Source organism: Microbacterium sp. ZW T6_19 (assembly GCF_044987465.1).
Lineage (GTDB): Bacteria > Actinomycetota > Actinomycetes > Actinomycetales > Microbacteriaceae > Microbacterium > Microbacterium natoriense_A.
In genome coordinates this window covers 1-15,683 of the sequence record NZ_JBJDRH010000013.1, presented here as the reverse complement: position 1 = coordinate 15,683, position 15,683 = coordinate 1, and the positions used below count along the sequence as shown (strand labels likewise).

The following is a 15,683-nucleotide window of genomic DNA, read 5'->3' as shown; positions in this document are numbered from 1 at the left end:
CATGCCAGCCCGAGTTCACGCCATCATCGTCGCGCGCCCCGGATCGTCGGCCCGTGCTCAACTGCTCCGCACCCTGGACGCGCTGCGCGCCCAGACGACTCCGCCCGCCGCGATCACGCTTGTGATGTGCGGCGATGCGGCAGGGATCCGTGAGAGCGAGACCGTCGCCGGGCTCGTGGAGGGCGTCATCGAAGCTCGCGGCGGCACGTCCTTCGCCGACGCGGTCGAACTCGCCCGCCCACGAATTCTCGAAGGCACGGCCGTCTGGCTGCTCGCGCAGGACACTGCGCCGCACCCGCGGGCGCTCGAGAGGCTCGTGGGAAGCCTCGAACGCTCGCCCTCCGCGGCGATCATCGCCCCGAAGCTCGTGCAGGTCGACGACGACCGCGAGGTCGTGTCGCTCGGCGTCAGCATGACGGCGCTCGGACGCTCCGTGGAGCTCGCGGCGGGCGAACTCGATCAGGGGCAGCACGACGGACGCGATGAGGCGCTCGGCGCCGACGTCCGCGGACTCCTGATCCGCGGCGAGGTCCGAGGCGAACTGCGCCCCGACCGTGCGCTCGCCGGTGCCGACGAGGGCCTCGACCTCGGCATCCGCGCCCGCCTGGGCGGCGGTCGTGTCGTGCTGACGCCGTCGGCGCGCATCTCGGTCTCACCCGACGGGCCGGCCGCGCTCCCCACCGGTCGTTCCCGCCGCGCCTTCGTCACGCGCCTCGCGCAGCTGCACCGCCGACTTGCCTACGCTCCGGCGTTCGCCTTGCCCCTGCACTGGCTCGCTCTGCTTCCCCTCGCGCTCTGGCGATCCATCACGCATCTGATCGGCAAGCGACCGGAAGCCGTGCTGCCGGAGTGGGGTGCAGCGCTCACCGCGATGTGCAGGTTCGGAGCCGTGGCGCGATCGCGGCGCAGCATCCGATCCTTCCGCACATCGAGCTGGTCCAGCATCACTCCGCTGCGCGTCACCCGAGGAGAGCTGCACCGGCGACTCGACGACGGCCACGGCAGCGAGGGCGGCGCCGTCAGCGAACTGCACTTCTTCTCGGGCGGCGGCGCATGGGCCGTGCTCGCAGCCTTCGTCGTCAGTGTCGCGGCGTTCACCGAGATGCTGGCATGGCCGGTTCTCGGCGGCGGAGCTCTGCTTCCGCTGCGCAAGACGGTCGCGGCACTCTGGAGCGATGCGGCCTGGGGCCTGCGGGGCGTCGGCGTCGATCTCGTCGGCCCCGCCGATCCGTTCGCCTCGGTGCTGGCGGTGCTCGGGTCGCTGTGGCCCGCGGGGCCGTCGTTCTCGCTCGTGCTGCTGTGGATCCTCGCCCTGCCGCTCGCGGTGCTCGGCGGCTGGTTCGCCGCCACGCGCGTCACCGACAGGGCCGGACTGCGGATCTTCGCCGGAGTCGCCTGGGCGTGCGCCCCGACGTTCCTCACCGCGCTCGTCGACGGACGACCGGCTGCGGTGCTGCTGCACCTCCTCCTGCCGTGGCTGTTCCACACCGCTGTCGTCGCGCACCGCTCGTGGGGCGCCGCCGGCGCCGCATCCATCGTCTTCGCCGCCGTCGCGGCCTGCTCTCCCTCGCTCGTTCCCGCGCTCCTGGTGCTCTGGGCGATCGCGCTGGCGATCACGCTGGGAGGCGCGCGCTTCCGCGGAGCCGTCAGGCTGCTGTGGCTGCCGTTCCCCGCCGCAGCCCTCTTCGCGCCGTTGATCGTCTGGCAGCAGTCGGATGGCAGCCTGATCGCTCTGCTCGGCGACCCCGGGATGATCTGGGCCGGCCCGCAGGCGACGGCGGATGCCGCCGGCCGGCTCGCGCTCGCGATGGGATTCCCGACGAACGAGCTCGGTGGCTGGGCGGGTGTGCTCCCCGCCCCGTTCGGAGTCTGGGCAGGCATCCTCCTCGCCCCCCTCGCTCTGCTGGCCCTGATGTCGGCGATCGCGCCCCGTTGGCGCGCGGGCATCACCTTGCTCCTGGTGGCGGTTCTCGGTTTCGGAACGGCCTTCGCCGCCGTGGGCGTGGCGGTCTCGTTCGCGCAGGGGACTCCCGTCGCGATCTGGCCGGGCGCAGGTCTGAGTCTGGCGTGGATCGGCGTCACCGGCGCAGCGCTCGTCACGCTCGACACGATGCTCACGGTGCCGCGCCTTCGACTCCTCAGTGTGACCGTCGCGGGCATCGCCATCGTCGTCAGCGCTGCACCCGCGCTGCTGTCATTCCATCTCGCGAGCGAGGAGCGGGTGCTGACGAACGGTCCCGAATCCACTCTGCCGGCGTACGTCGCCGCGCAGGCCGCAGCGGAGCAGCCGGTCGGAACCCTCGTGCTGACGCCGCAGAACGATGGCGGCCTGGCTGCCGAGGTGGTGTGGGGCGCCAGCGAGACGCTGGGAGCACAGACGACGATGATGTCGACCGCGACGGGGATCCAAGGCAGCGACATCACCGCGCTCTCGGTCGATCTCCTCTCGGCGCGCGACTTCGATGCGGCTGGCCGGCTCGGCGAGAACGGGATCAGCTACGTCCTCCTCGCCACGACGCCGAAAGCCGACGATCGCGCGGTCGCTCTGAACTCAGCGGCCGTGGCGGCCCTCAACCAGCGCGACGGCTTCGTGCACGCAGGTGCGACGGCGAGGGGGGAGCTGTGGAGTCTCCAGGAGGATGCTGCTGACCGCACCGCCTTGACCGCCGGGCAGCACGCCACAGCGCGTGCCGTGATCACTGTGCAGCTCATGCTGTTCATCGCCGCACTGCTTCTGTCCATCCCGACGCGGGCATCACGCCGCGCTGCACGTGCGCAGTCGCGCATCGTCGGACGGGCGCCGGAAGAGCCCCTGGTCCTTCCGCGGCACCCCGAGGATGCGCAGTCGGACGCGGTCGCCGAACCCCGAGAGCAGGACGAGGACGTTCCGTCTCGTGCTGCCCCGGAGACGGATGACGAAGACGGGGGAGCGCCCCTGCCGTCCGAACGACAGACGCCCGGCGATGCGCTTCGAGCAGGGGATGAAGACATGCCGTCGCCGGACGCGAGCGAAGACCCCGAGCAGGAGGAGAAGCGATGAGCGGCAACCGTGCGATCCGGGTTGCGGCGACGAGTGCTCGCCTGCTCACGGGAGCCGTCGTCGCGGCGGCCTGCGCGGTGGGGATGGTGGTCGCGATCACCGCGCCCTGGCCCACGCTCGCGCGCGAACCCGCTCAGGCCGTGGTGACTCCGCAGCCCGGTGACACGGTCCTGGTGTGCAACGGCGACTTCCGCGCGCTCGGCCGCGACTCATCGAACCCTCTGCAGATGGAATCCGCGGCATCCGCCCGCTTCATCGCCGACGGCTCCGCCGGCTCGCCCGACGTGACGCCCCTCTCTCCGAGTGACCTGCCGGGCAGCGGCGAACTGCGCCGGCTGTCGTCCGAGGTCGAGGGCGACGCGGCTCCCCTGATCGGGGCCGCCGAGTCGACCACGCTCGACGCTGAGGACCTCGCAGGCTTCGCTGCCGCGCCCTGCCGAGCCGCGACCAGCGAGTCCTGGCTCGTGGGTGGCACCGTCGCGATCGGCTCGGAGGACCTGGTCGTCCTCACCAACCCGGGCTCCGTGCCTTCCACCGTCACCCTCTCGGTCTACGGAACCGTGCGGGGAACGAGCACGTCGATCGTCCCCGCGGGCGGACAGCTGGCGATTCCGCTGTCGTCGATCGCGAGTGGTTCAGAGGCCCCCGTGGTGAAGGTGTCGGCTGATGGTGCTCCGGTCCGCGCGGTGCTGCAGTCCTCCCTCACCCAGACTCTCGACCCCATCGGCATCGACCTGCAGGACTCCGTCGCGGCTCCGCAGCAGCATCCCGTGATCCCCGGCGTGCAGCTCTTCCCCGATGAGAGCGACGACTCCGCCGCCGCGATCCTGCGGCTGCTCTCACCCGGCGCCGACACCACCGCCCATGTCACGGTTCGCGAAGTCGGCCAGTCGCGCGTCGCGAGCTCCTTCGACGTCGAGCTGGCGGCGGACACCCCGACGCAGGTCGGACTGTCCGAACTCGAACCGGGGCTGTACACGGTCGCCGTGGATGCGGAGTCGAGCGTGCTGGCGGGGGTGCGCGTACAGGACGGCGTCGCGCCGGGGAACGATTTCGCCTGGGTGCTGCCCGCACCGGAGATCGCCGACGAGGTGCTCGTCGCGGTGCCGGCCGGGCCGGCCGCCACGCTGTATCTCGCGAATGACGGTGAATCCGACGTGACGGTCGCGCTCGAGCCGACCGCGGGAGGCGAGGCGCAGCAGATCACCGTTCCGGCAGGATCGTCGGCGTCGGCCCAGATCGATGCCAGAGCGGTCTATGCGCTCGACCCCTCCGGGCCGGTGCATGCGGCTGTCGCCATGACCGCGAAAGGCGCCCTGGCCGCGTGGCCGGTGTGGCCGGGGGCTGCCGCGCAGCAGAGCATCGTGGTCTATCCCTGACGCGCCCGTCGAGCCGCGTCGCCGGCGGGGCGGTCAGTGATCGTGGCCCAGATCCCAGGGTTCGCGGCCGACGTATTCCGCTGCGGCACGGAAGACCGCGCCCTCGATCGCCATCCGCCGATGTGCGGCGTCGTCGTGGCCAGGGGGCAGCAGTCGCTCGATGGGCAGGCGGAACAGCACGATGCGCCTGTTGTCACGGTCGAGGTGCCACCGCGGCACGTCTTCGCCTGCCTCGTGCATCGGCATGGCGCCGATCTCGAAGCGCACGTCCTGCAGTTCGGCCCAGCTGCCGCGCAGGAACTCGACGGCCGTGCCTACGATCAGGTCGAACCGGTCGATGCGACCGTCGAGCGGCGCGAGGGGAGGACGCACGACCTCGCTGCGACCCAGTCGGCCGTGACGGCCGTGACGGTCACCGCGACGCGGAGCTGCGGCAGCACGATCGGCACGACGACGAGGCATGTTCAGAAGTCTAAGGCGTGGTGCGGCGCGGCATCCGCTCTGCACCCTGCACTCGGTCGTAGCCTGGCGGAGATGGACGGAAGACTCTGCTCGAAGGTCGGCTGCGCGCGCGAAGCCGTGGCGACGCTCACCTATGACTACGGCGACCAGATGGCGGCGCTGGGTCCGCTCGGACTCGAGGCGCACCCGAACGCGCACGATCTCTGCTCTCCGCACGCCGAACGTCTCTCGGTCCCGGCCGGCTGGCTCGTGGTCCGCCACGAAGCGCTGCGCGCCTGAGCAATCTCTATACCCGAAAACTATTTTCTGGATATGCTGATTCCGGATGCACCACGGTGGCGCGTCCGGAAAGGCTGTCGTGATCGTCTGGCGTCGCTGGATCTTCCCCCTGCTTCTCGTGGTCGTCCTCGCCGCCAGCGCCGCTGCGCTGGTGAAGATCGCGTTCTTCCCCGACCGCACCGTCGCCCAGATCGCCCCGGAGGCGTCGATCACGGATCCGGTGGTGGCCGTCGAACGGGGATCGGTCGTCAACGCGCTTTCGCTCAGCGGGAACGTCGCACGCGATGAGGACTACACCGTGCGCAGCGAGGTCACGGGCGCGGTGACCGCCGTCCACGTGAGCGAGGGCGCGACCGTGGCGGCCGGACAGAAGCTGTTCACCGTCAAGCAGGACGACCCCAAGAAAGACGTCGACGTCCTCGCTCCCGAGGCGGGAGAGGTGTCCGAGATCGCACTCGTGAAGGGGCAGACGACGAGCGTCGGAACCGAGATCTACAAGATCACCCCCGCGCGCTACCACGTTCTCGCGACCGTCGAGCCGGTGCAGCTCTATCGGCTCGTGAACGCACCGACCGACGCCTCCGTCACGATCACCGGAGGGCCGGCGCCCTTCACCTGCACGGGCGTGCGGGTCGAAGTGGGGGCAGAAGGCACGGCGAGCGTGCGGTGCGCGATTCCCGTCGATCAGGTGGTCTTCGCCGGTCTGCCCGCCGCTCTCGACCTCGCGCTCGGACAGGTCGACGATGCCCTGGTGATCCCGGTGACGGCTGTCCAGGGCGGTTCGGGAACGGGGAACGTCTGGGTCGACGCCGGTGACGGGTCCGACCCCGAAGAGCGCGCCGTCACGCTCGGCGTCAACGACGGCACGATCGTCGAGATCGTCTCGGGTCTGGAGGAAGGGGAGTCGATCAGGCAGTTCGTGCCCGGATTCGTCGCCCCCGTGCAGGAGAACTGCTACGAGGTCGCACCCGGAGTCGAGCAGTGCGACAGCGGGATGAGCTGGTGAGCCTCGTCAGACTCGACGGCGTCACCAAGAGCGTGACGCTCCCCGACGACTCGACGCTCGAGATCCTGCGCGGCATCAGCCTCGAGGTCAGCGCTGGCGATCACGTCTCGATCGTCGGCCGGTCGGGGTCGGGCAAGTCGACGCTGCTGAACATCCTGGGGATGCTCGACGCGCCGACGACGGGCACCGTCGCCTTCGAGGATGCTGAGGTCGGGCGCATGAGGTCCGGCAGACTCGATCGGCTGCGGGGGGAGAACGTCGGCTTCGTGTTCCAGCAGTTCAACCTGCTGCCGGGGCGGACGGCGCTCGACAACGTGATGATGCCGCTCGGGCACGCGAAGGGACGCCTGTTCTGGAACCGGCGTCGGATCGCGGCCGACATGCTGGAGCGCGTGGGCCTCGGCCATCGCATCGAGCAGATCGCCGACCGGCTGTCGGGCGGCGAACAGCAGCGGGTCGCGATCGCCAGGGCACTGGTGCGCAGGCCGGTGCTGATCCTCGCCGACGAGCCGACCGGCGCGCTCGACATCGACACCGGAGCCTCCGTGATGGGACTCCTCGACGAAGTGGCCACCGAGACCGATGCCGCGCTGGTCACGATCACCCACGATCTCCATGTCGCCGCACGCGCTCGAAGGCACTACCGACTCGATGCGGGGCGTCTCGAGACCGCGGACCTCAGCCGGGCCTTCGAGGCGTCCACGCTCGCGGCTTCCGTGCCGTCGTCCGGTGCGGTCGTGCCCGCCGAGGCGGTCGCATCATGACCGGCATCCTGGGAGCTCTCGCCGACGCCTGGGCGGAGATCCGGGTCCACAAGCTGCGGGTGCTGCTCAGCCTGATCGGCATCGCGGTGTCGGTCGCGGCCCTCACCGCCGTCTTCGCCTTCTCGGAGTATCAGCGCCAGTATCAGACGGAGCAGTCGGACCGATCGGGAGGGCGGGCGGCGACCCTGGTGGTCAGCCAGATGAACGACGACGGCACGTCGGCCGACATGGACGCGTTCGAGGAGCGGGTGGCGGCTGCGGCGGCCCGGTTCGAGTTCAGCCACACGGCGAGGGTCGTGCAGGGGCTCACGGTGCCCGTGGCCCTGTCGGGCGGCATCGTCGACGCCTATGCGCGGCTGTACGACCCGGTGTATCCGCAGATCCACCGCGAGGAGCTGCTCGACGGACGCTGGTTCACGGACTCGGACGTCGAGGCGCTCGCACCGCCCGCGATCATCACGGAGGCTCTGTGGGATCGGATCGGACGCGTGCCGCTGGCGCAGCACCCGACCCTCGCGCTCTCGGGGCCGGCCGGGGGAACGTACCAGGTGGTCGGCGTCGTGCCCCGCGAGAGCTACATGGACGAGTCGCTCCGGGTCGATCTGCTCTTCGACGCATATCGGTCGCGTGTCGACGCCTTGCCCGAGGGTGCACAGGTGCAGTTCGAGGTGTGGGTCCCACAGGGCAGCGTCGACGAGATCGCACCGGTGCTCGCGATGGATCTTCGGGCAGGGCTGCCCGAAGGACAGACGATCATGGTGAACCGTTCCGACTGGGCCGCGCAGCCGGGGAGTGTGAACGCGATGGCCACCTTCGAGATGGTGGTCGGCGGGATCGGCGGCATCATCCTCGCGCTCGGTGCGCTGAGTCTGATCAACATCCAGCTCGTGGCGATGCGGCAGCGCGTGCGCGAGATCGGCGTGCGGAGGGCGTTCGGGGCGAGTTCTGGGCGGGTGTTCGTGTCGGTGCTGCTCGAGAGCCTCGTCGCCACGACCGTCGCGGGTGTCATCGGGATCGCGATCGTCGTCGCGATCCTGCGATCGGAGTGGGTCGTCACCTCGATGTTCTACGGGATCCAGGACATACCGCCGTTCCCGATGCGAGCCGCGATGATCGGTCTGATCGCCTCGGTCGTGGTCGGAGCAGTGGCCGGTTTCATCCCCGCTCTCGTCGCTCTGAGGGTGAAGGTCATCGACGCGATCCGATTCTGAGGTGATGCGAGAATAGGTGGATGCCTGAGCTCGAGTACCGCGTCGCCGATCTGTCCCTCGCCGAAGCAGGCCGTCACCAGCTGCGCCTCGCAGAGAACGAGATGCCCGGTCTCATGTCTCTGCGTGCGGAGTTCGGCGCTGCGCAGCCTCTGAAGGGCGCCCGCATCGCAGGCTCCCTGCACATGACCGTGCAGACCGCGGTGCTCATCGAGACGCTGACCGCGCTCGGGGCGCAGGTGCGCTGGGCGAGCTGCAACATCTTCTCCACGCAGGACGAAGCGGCCGCGGCCGTCGTCGTGGGGCCGGAGGGCAGCCTCGACGCACCAGCAGGCGTGCCCGTCTTCGCCTGGAAGGGCGAGAGCCTCGAGGAGTACTGGGCGTGCACCGAGCGGATCTTCGACTGGTCGTCAGAAGGCTTCGACGGCCCGAACCTGATCCTCGACGACGGGGGAGACGCCACCCTGCTCGTGCACAAGGGCGTCGAGTTCGAGAAGTCCGGAGTCGTGCCGGCGGCGACGGATGCCGATTCGCACGAGTACACGATCATCCTCGACCTGCTGCGTCGCTCACTTGCGTCCTCCGCCGACCGTTGGTCGAAGCTCGCTGCCGGCCTCATCGGCGTCACGGAGGAGACCACGACGGGCGTGCACCGACTCTACGAGCTCGCAGCATCCGGCGAGCTGCTCTTCCCCGCGATCAACGTGAACGACTCAGTCACCAAGAGCAAGTTCGACAACAAGTACGGCATCCGTCACTCACTGCCCGATGGGCTCAACCGTGCCACGGATGTGCTCATGGGAGGCAAGGTCGCGTTCGTGTGCGGCTACGGCGACGTCGGCAAGGGCGCCGCGGAGGCGCTGCGCGGTCAGGGCGCGAGAGTCATCGTCAGCGAGGTCGATCCGATCTGCGCGCTGCAGGCCGCGATGGACGGCTTCCAGGTCGCACGTCTGATCGATGTGGCCGGCGAGGTCGACATCGTGGTGACCGGAACCGGCAACCGCGATGTGGTCACCACCGAGCACCTGCTCGCGCTCAAGCACCTCGCGATCGTCGCGAACGTCGGCCACTTCGACAACGAGATCGACATGGCGGGACTCGAAACCCTCGAGGGCGCCGAGAAGATCGAGATCAAGCCGCAGGTGCACGAGTGGCGTCTGCCCACCGGTCGCAGCGTGCTCGTTCTCAGCGAGGGACGACTGATGAACCTCGGCAACGCCACAGGGCATCCCTCGTTCGTCATGAGCGCGTCGTTCACCAACCAGGTGCTCGCGCAGCTCGAGCTGTTCACGAACATCGAGGCGTATCCGACCGGCGTCTACGTCCTGCCGAAGGCGCTTGACGAGAAGGTCGCGCGTCTGCACCTCGACGCCCTCGGTGTGCAGCTCACCGAGCTGACGCCCGATCAGGCCTCGTACATCGGCGTGCCAGTCGAAGGCCCGTACAAGCTCGATCACTACCGGTACTGACTCGGGTCCTCTCCAGCGGAGGGGACCCGCTCAGAGGGTGACCCGGCGGCCGGTGAGTTTCTCTGTGCGGGCGTTCGCGAACTCCAGTGCGCGGCGCTCGCGTTCGCGACGAAGCACCGTGATGCCCACCAGCACCATCTCGGGCGGTGCGGCGGGGACCGGTGACACGAAAGGCGCTGCGTCCGCCAGCAGGTTCTGCGCGACCCGTGAACGCGCGGCCGGAAGCATGTTCGGCGCGGTCTGCAGGAACTGCGAGATGCGGCGGGCGAGCCTGTCCGGCATCCGCGCCACATCCGCGATCTGCGCCCAACCGGCCAGCGCAGGGGGAAGCACCGGTACGACCGGGACGAGACGCGGCGTCCGCACCCGCTGACTGTACGTGCCGGCGACCAGGTCGCCCAGTCGCTGCGAACGTGCGGTGAAGGCGCCCACGAGCACGGCCAGGCCGCCGAAGGTCATGTATATCTCGAGCACGCCGAGGATGCCGCGGATGAAGGCGTGCCGGAATCCGATGGCGCCGCCGTCGAGTCGCACGATCCGCCCGCCCACGGCGAGCTTGCCGACGCTGCGGCCCTTGGTGACGACCTCCACGGTCACGGGCAGGATCAGAAAGCAGAACACGGTCGCGACGACGTTCGCGATCCGGTCGGTGGCCTCGTCGAGCAGACCCGCATCGAGCAGCCACAGCCGAAGGAAGATCCAGAGGATCAGCGCGGCGAATCCGATCACCATGTCGATCAGAGCACCGGCCGCTCGGAGCAGGAACCCGATCGGCTGCACGTCGAGGACGACAGCCTCGCCGGAGAGCACCTCGTCGGACGTATCGATCGGCACGGACATGAGTACAGTAAATCAGGTGGATGCCGATGCGCTGACAGATGCACGCCGCGCCGAGTGGGAGCGGCTCGACCAGCTCAGTCGCGCCTCGCTGGACGGTTCGGCTGTCGACGAGCTGATCGTGCGGTATCGCGCCGCATCCGCGGATCTCGCCGATCTGAAGACCTCGGTCGGCGAGTCGCCGCAGGGCGCATACCTCTCGACGATCCTCGTGCGAGCACGATTGCGTCTCACCGGCGCGAGCGACAACGTCCTGACGCTGATGGGGCGGTTCTTCGCCCGTCAGCTGCCCGCCGCTCTCTATCGGCTGCGATGGACGACCCTCGCGATCGCGATCGCATTCGTCGCGATGGCCGTGGGCTTCGCGGCGTGGATCTCGAGCGACCCTGCGCTGCTCGCGCAACTGGGCACCCCTGACTTCCTCAAGCAGATGGCGGAGGAAGACATCACGGGGTACTACACCGAGAATCCGGCCGCCGTGTTCGCCGGGATGGTCTGGACGAACAACGCGTGGATCGCGATGCAGTGCGTGCTCTTCGGCATCACGGGTTTCTGGCCGATCTACCAGATCGTCATCAACGCCCAGAACGTCGGGTACATCGGCGCGATCATGGCCGCCCACGACCGTGCCGACATCCTCGTGCTCTACCTCCTGCCGCACGGCATGCTCGAACTCACCTGTATCTTCGTCGCGGCCGCGGGCGGTCTGCACCTGTTCTGGGCGTGGGTGGCTCCGGGGAACCGCTCACGCGGTGAGGCTCTCGGCTCGGAAGGGCGCTCGCTCGCGACGGTCTCGATCGGCCTGGTCTTCGCGCTGTTCCTCGCAGGCCTCATCGAAGGCTTCGTGACGGGCTGGTCGCTGCCGTGGCCGGTGAAGATCGGAATCGGAGCGGCGGCGCTCGCCGTGTTCCTGATCTACATGCTCGTGATCGGCGGGCGTGCCTATCGACAGGGCGAGACCGGCGACCTGGTCGAATACGAGGCGGGCACGCCGAGGCTCGTCGCGGGCTGATGCCCGCTGCGTGGCCGGTGCCCGGGGCTCAGAGCCGACCGGCCGCTTTCAGCTCGAGGTATCTGTCGGCGATGCGCGGCGGCAGCGTCTCGGGATCGGCGGCCAGCGCCTCGCCGCCTGCGCGTCGGATGGCGTCCGCGACGTTCTCCGCATCGCGCATGGTGCGCTCGGCGGCAGCCGCCAGATAGACCTCCTCGCGCGATCCGCGTTGCTGTGCGAGATCGGCGATGCCGTCGTCCGTCACGGACCCGACGAGGATCGTCGTCGACCGCGAGGCATCGGGGAAGGCGCCGAGGAAGCCTCGGGCGGACTCCGCGGCATCCTGCGCCGTGAGCACGACGATGAGCGAGGGGCGGGTGGTGAGCGTGCGCACCGCGGTGAATGCGCCCGACCAGTCGGTGTCGACCAGCCGCGCGTGCACGGGAGCCATGGCGTCGGTCAGAGCAGGGAGGAGGGCGGTGCCCTCCACGCCGGTGACGCGAGCGCGCACGGCCCGGTCGTACATGAGCAGATGCACGTGGTCGCCGGCGCGTGCGGCGAGGGCCGCGAGCAGCAGCGTCGCCTCGAGAGCGGCATCGACCCTCGTGCCGTCGCCGACACGTGCAGCGGCGGTGCGGCCCGTGTCGATGATGATCACGACGTGACGGTCGCGCTCAGGCCGCCACGTGCGGAGCATGGTCGTACCGGCGCGCGCCGTGGCTCGCCAGTCGATCGAGCGCACGTCGTCGCCGCGGACGTACTCGCGCAGAGAATCGAACTCGGTACCCTGACCGCGCACCTGGATGCTGGTGTTGCCGTCGAGCTCGCGCAGTCGCGCGAGACGCGACGGGAGGTGCTTCCGCGAGGAGAACGCAGGCAGCACGCGGATCGCCCCCCGCACGCGGTGCCTCGCCTGGCGCCCTGCGAGGCCCAGGGGACCGCGCGAGCGGACCATCACGAACTCGCTCACGAGTTCGCCCCGGCGGCGGGGGAGCAGGGGGATGTCGACGCGACGTCGCTCGCCGGCGGGGATGCTGAGGCGCTGCCGCTCGGATGGCGCACCGGCCGTCGGCTGCCACGCATCGCGGATCACCGCATGGAGGGTGCGCGCGCCGATGTTGTGCAGGGCGACGCTCACCGGCACCGGCTCGCCGATGCGGCTGCGAGCGGGCACGCGGCGCGTCACGACGACTCTGGCAGGGCTCGCGGCGAGCAGCACGTCGAGCAGCACGAGCACGCCGCACAGGAGCACCCAGATACCGAGCGCGGCGTAACCCGAGAAGCCTGCCAGTCCCGCGAGGACCAGCGGGACGACGCCGACGCCGAGTGCGATCGCGAGACGACCGGTGACGAACACCTTAGATCGGGACCCTGGTCTGCTGCACGACGGATGTCAGCACCGCATCGGCCGAGACGCCCTCCATCTGCGCGTCTGGGCGCAGCTGGAGACGATGCCGCCACACCGAGACCAGCATGGTCTGGATGTGGTCGGGGGTCACCGCCGTCGACGCGTTCAGCCACGCCCACGCCTTCGCAGCCGCGAGAAGGCCGGTCGATGCGCGCGGGCTCGCGCCGAGCTCGACCGAGGGGGACTGCCTGGTGGCTCTGGCGAGATCGACGACGTAGCCGAGCACGTCGTCCGTGACGTCGACGCGCGCCGCAGCATCCTGCGCGGCGCGGATCTCGTCGGCGGTGACCGCCGCCTCCACGCCCGTGAGTTCGCGAGGGGAGAACCCGGACGCGTGCTTGCGCAGCACCGCGACCTCGGAGTCGCGCTCGGGCATCCCGACGACCAGTTTCATCAGGAAGCGGTCGAGCTGCGCTTCGGGCAGGGAATAGGTGCCCTCGTGCTCGATCGGGTTCTGCGTGGCCGCGACGAGGAAGGGGGCCGGAAGCGCCCGGCTCACGCCGTCGGCCGAGACCTGGCGCTCCTCCATCGCCTCGAGCAGAGCCGCCTGCGTCTTCGGAGGGGTGCGATTGATCTCGTCGGCGAGCAGGATGTTGGTGAACACGGGGCCCGCGCGGAAGTCGAACTCTCCGGTGCGGGCGTCGTAGACGAGCGAACCCGTCACATCGCCCGGCATCAAGTCGGGGGTGAACTGCACGCGCTTGGTGTCGAGACCGAGGGCGCGGGCGAAGGAGCGGACGACCAGCGTCTTCGCGACACCGGGCACGCCCTCCAGGAGCACGTGACCTCTCGCGAGCAGCGACACCAGAAGCCCGGTGACGGTGCCGGCCTGGCCGACCACGGCCTTGTCGACCTCGGTGCGCACGCGGTGCATCGCCTGCCGAAGCTCGGCGTCGTTGAAGTTCTCAGCGGTCACGTGGGTCCTCCGTGTGGGTGTCTGGCATGGTGCGCGAGGCGTCGATCGACGTCTCCAGCTCGGTCAGCTGACGAGCGAACAGGATGAGCGATGGATCATCGGCCGGCAGCGGGCCGGCCAACAGGGTCTGCAGGGTTCCCCGGGGGATGCGCAGCCGATCCGATGCGGCATCCGCGATCTCGTCCGGCGTCGCGGTCACGGCGAGGCCGAGCCGACGTGCGAGCCGGCGTCTGCTGCCGTCTCGCAGCGCCTCCGCGGCGTGTGCGGAGTCTGCGGCCTTCGCGGTGAGCCGGGCACGTCCGTGCATGGTCTCGGAGGCGCGCACGGTGACGGGCAGAGTCTCGGCGACGAGCGGTCCGAAGCGGCGGCCGCGCCATAGCGCGGCGGCGACCCCGGCGAGGAGCAGGAGGAGGATCGCCGGCGTCCACCAGTCGGGGGTCATCGATCCCAGAGTCTCGGGCGACTCCGCTTCGATATCCGTGTCGTCGTACGACGGCACGTACCAGGCGACCTTGTCGGTCTGACCAAGCAGTGCGAGTCCGAGGGCCGCGTTGCCGTTTTCGGCGAGGTAGGCGTTGCTGAAGAGGCGCGCTCCGTCGACGACGGAGCGGCGGACGCCGTCTTCGTCATCGACCAGCACCGCGGCGGCGTCCGAGTCGCCGAAGCAGCCCTCGACGCCGTCGGCAGGAGAGAACAGCCGATCGGGGCGGATCGAACCGGTCTTCGCGAACTCGGGAACGTCGCACTGCGCGGTCACGGCCTCGGAGGAGCCGGGGGCGCTGTCGCCCATGTCGAGCAGTGTGAGCAGGTGGGTCCCGGCCGAGAGGAACACGACGCGGTCGGCCGGTTCGATCAGCTCGTTCACGCCGTCGTCGCTCAGCGAGACAGGATTCGCCATCACCAGGGTGGTGTCGTCGTCGATCGCCGCGCGAGCCTCGGTCCGCGAACGGTACACGTTCACCTCGACGCCCTGATCACGCAGGATCTCGGCCAGTGCCATGGCGCCGGTGTCGCCCGCGCCCTCGGGATCGAGTGCGTCGCGCCAGGCGGGCGCCGACACCGCGACGCGGAGCATGAGGACGGCGCCGCCGATCACGAGCGCCGCGACGACCAGCCAGCCGACGAGCGTGCGGATGCGCTTCGCACGCGGCGGGCGCTCGGCTGTCGATGCCGAGGGCGGTGCGTCATGGGTGAGGGTCATGCCGGCACCGCCTCGGGGCGCAGTGCGCTCAGTCGATCATCCGCGGCGGCGAGCTGCGCATAGCTCTGCGGAGAGGCCGGATGCCGGAGATAGCGGACGTCGTCGAACGACACCGCGGCGGCACGGACGGAGGCGGTCTCCGCGGGGAAGACCATGCCGACCTCGCGCGCGATCCCCTGGGCGGTGGCGCCGGGGGTCGGATCGATCAGATCCCGCTCCAGCAGCCCCCGTGCGAGGGCGCGGAATCGCAGGATCGTCGCCTCGTCCCAGTCTTCCGCCTTCGCGGCGCGATCCGCATCTGCGCGCAACTGGGCGGCGGAGCGGTCGTCCTCGGCGCCGAGGAGGCCACCGTGCAGCCGGCGCACGGCGCTCGGCCGGCGAGGCCTTCCCCAGATGATCAGCACCGTCACCAGCGCGGCGAAGATCAGCACGCTCACGATGATCAGAGCGGACGGTCCGACGTTGGCGGTGTTGTCGGAGTTGAACAGGTCGGCGATGAAGCGGGCGATGTCGCGGGCCAGCAGGTCGAACCAGGTCGGCTTCGCCTCGGCGTAGCGCTGATTCGAGAGCTCCTCCTCGGCCCAGCGGCGGGCGTCATCGCCGTCGGGGACGAACATGTCGTCGAAACGCAGGATCATGCCCGGGGATCGCCTGTGCTCGGCGGAGCCCAGCTCGATTCAGGCTGCTGAGGGGGAACAGGTGGCGGCTCGAAGGGGGCGGGAG

The 15,683-nt window shown here is 69.9% G+C and carries 14 protein-coding genes; 8 read left to right on the top strand and 6 right to left on the bottom strand.

Annotated elements, in window-relative coordinates; translation table 11 throughout:
* Position 1 precedes the first annotated feature (1 nt).
* Positions 2 to 3,040, top strand: a complete 3,039-nt coding sequence (locus ACI3KT_RS16555; protein WP_404905606.1) for a glycosyltransferase — start codon at positions 2 to 4, stop codon at positions 3,038 to 3,040.
* Positions 3,037 to 4,419, top strand: coding sequence for a DUF5719 family protein (locus ACI3KT_RS16550; RefSeq protein WP_404905605.1), 1,383 nt, complete (start codon positions 3,037 to 3,039; stop codon positions 4,417 to 4,419). The genes ACI3KT_RS16555 and ACI3KT_RS16550 overlap by 4 nt, the downstream gene beginning before the upstream one ends.
* A gap of 33 nt (positions 4,420 to 4,452) precedes the next feature.
* Here the strand turns inward: ACI3KT_RS16550 and ACI3KT_RS16545 are convergent, their stop codons facing one another.
* Positions 4,453 to 4,881, bottom strand: a complete 429-nt coding sequence (locus ACI3KT_RS16545) for a hypothetical protein (protein WP_292905399.1) — start codon at positions 4,879 to 4,881, stop codon at positions 4,453 to 4,455.
* 72 nt (positions 4,882 to 4,953) lie between these two features.
* Here ACI3KT_RS16545 and ACI3KT_RS16540 point away from each other — a divergent pair, with 72 nt between their 5' ends.
* The 5 genes from ACI3KT_RS16540 (at position 4,954) to ahcY (ending at position 9,607) form a co-directional block, all read left to right on the top strand.
* Entirely contained in the window at positions 4,954 to 5,160 is a 207-nt protein-coding gene (locus ACI3KT_RS16540) for a DUF3499 family protein (protein ID WP_292905397.1), read from the top strand.
* A 79-nt stretch (positions 5,161 to 5,239) separates the two neighbouring features.
* Positions 5,240 to 6,166 (top strand): efflux RND transporter periplasmic adaptor subunit, encoded by a 927-nt coding sequence (locus ACI3KT_RS16535; RefSeq protein WP_292905395.1) that lies wholly within the window; start codon positions 5,240 to 5,242, stop codon positions 6,164 to 6,166.
* A complete protein-coding gene (locus tag ACI3KT_RS16530; protein ID WP_307295892.1) occupies positions 6,163 to 6,930 on the top strand; it encodes an ABC transporter ATP-binding protein in 768 nt (255 codons plus the stop codon). The genes ACI3KT_RS16535 and ACI3KT_RS16530 overlap by 4 nt, the downstream gene beginning before the upstream one ends.
* The gene (locus ACI3KT_RS16525; RefSeq protein ID WP_404905604.1) at positions 6,927 to 8,141 is read left to right on the top strand and encodes an ABC transporter permease; all 1,215 of its coding nucleotides are present in this window, start codon (positions 6,927 to 6,929) and stop codon (positions 8,139 to 8,141) included. The genes ACI3KT_RS16530 and ACI3KT_RS16525 overlap by 4 nt, the downstream gene beginning before the upstream one ends.
* Before the next feature lie 20 nt (positions 8,142 to 8,161).
* Positions 8,162 to 9,607, top strand: coding sequence for an adenosylhomocysteinase (gene ahcY / locus ACI3KT_RS16520; RefSeq protein WP_307295896.1), 1,446 nt, complete (start codon positions 8,162 to 8,164; stop codon positions 9,605 to 9,607).
* A 30-nt stretch (positions 9,608 to 9,637) separates the two neighbouring features.
* Here the strand turns inward: ahcY and ACI3KT_RS16515 are convergent, their stop codons facing one another.
* Positions 9,638 to 10,447, bottom strand: coding sequence for an RDD family protein (locus ACI3KT_RS16515; protein ID WP_292905387.1), 810 nt, complete (start codon positions 10,445 to 10,447; stop codon positions 9,638 to 9,640).
* A gap of 16 nt (positions 10,448 to 10,463) precedes the next feature.
* Between ACI3KT_RS16515 and ACI3KT_RS16510 the strand changes: the two genes are divergently transcribed.
* Positions 10,464 to 11,456, top strand: coding sequence for a stage II sporulation protein M (locus ACI3KT_RS16510; protein ID WP_404905669.1), 993 nt, complete (start codon positions 10,464 to 10,466; stop codon positions 11,454 to 11,456).
* 28 nt (positions 11,457 to 11,484) lie between these two features.
* Here ACI3KT_RS16510 and ACI3KT_RS16505 read toward each other — a convergent pair whose 3' ends face one another.
* From ACI3KT_RS16505 to ACI3KT_RS16490, 4 genes are read right to left on the bottom strand one after another with little or no spacing between them, the layout of a single operon-like run.
* Entirely contained in the window at positions 11,485 to 12,792 is a 1,308-nt protein-coding gene (locus ACI3KT_RS16505) for a DUF58 domain-containing protein (RefSeq protein WP_404905603.1), read from the bottom strand.
* Between the two features lies 1 nt (position 12,793).
* Complete coding sequence (locus ACI3KT_RS16500; RefSeq protein WP_404905668.1) at positions 12,794 to 13,717, bottom strand: AAA family ATPase; 924 nt, start codon at positions 13,715 to 13,717, stop codon at positions 12,794 to 12,796.
* Positions 13,718 to 13,748: 31 nt separating this feature from the next.
* On the bottom strand, positions 13,749 to 14,960 hold the full coding sequence (locus tag ACI3KT_RS16495; protein ID WP_404905602.1) for a DUF4350 domain-containing protein: 1,212 nt from the start codon (positions 14,958 to 14,960) through the stop codon (positions 13,749 to 13,751).
* Positions 14,957 to 15,598 (bottom strand): DUF4129 domain-containing protein, encoded by a 642-nt coding sequence (locus ACI3KT_RS16490; protein ID WP_404905601.1) that lies wholly within the window; start codon positions 15,596 to 15,598, stop codon positions 14,957 to 14,959. The genes ACI3KT_RS16495 and ACI3KT_RS16490 overlap by 4 nt, the downstream gene beginning before the upstream one ends.
* Positions 15,599 to 15,683: the final 85 nt, after the last annotated feature.

Excerpts from the sequence above, each read along its gene's own strand:
- ACI3KT_RS16555 (WP_404905606.1), top strand. The coding sequence starts at position 2 with ATGCCAGCCCGAGTTCACGCCATCATCGTCGCGCGCCCCGGATCGTCG.
- ACI3KT_RS16550 (WP_404905605.1), top strand. The coding sequence starts at position 3,037 with ATGAGCGGCAACCGTGCGATCCGGGTTGCGGCGACGAGTGCTCGCCTG.
- ACI3KT_RS16545 (WP_292905399.1), bottom strand. The coding sequence starts at position 4,881 with ATGCCTCGTCGTCGTGCCGATCGTGCTGCCGCAGCTCCGCGTCGCGGT.
- ACI3KT_RS16540 (WP_292905397.1), top strand. The coding sequence starts at position 4,954 with ATGGACGGAAGACTCTGCTCGAAGGTCGGCTGCGCGCGCGAAGCCGTG.
- ACI3KT_RS16525 (WP_404905604.1), top strand. The coding sequence starts at position 6,927 with ATGACCGGCATCCTGGGAGCTCTCGCCGACGCCTGGGCGGAGATCCGG.
- ahcY (WP_307295896.1), top strand. The coding sequence starts at position 8,162 with ATGCCTGAGCTCGAGTACCGCGTCGCCGATCTGTCCCTCGCCGAAGCA.
- ACI3KT_RS16515 (WP_292905387.1), bottom strand. The coding sequence starts at position 10,447 with ATGTCCGTGCCGATCGATACGTCCGACGAGGTGCTCTCCGGCGAGGCT.
- ACI3KT_RS16500 (WP_404905668.1), bottom strand. The coding sequence starts at position 13,717 with ATGCACCGCGTGCGCACCGAGGTCGACAAGGCCGTGGTCGGCCAGGCC.
- ACI3KT_RS16495 (WP_404905602.1), bottom strand. The coding sequence starts at position 14,960 with ATGACCCTCACCCATGACGCACCGCCCTCGGCATCGACAGCCGAGCGC.
- ACI3KT_RS16490 (WP_404905601.1), bottom strand. The coding sequence starts at position 15,598 with ATGATCCTGCGTTTCGACGACATGTTCGTCCCCGACGGCGATGACGCC.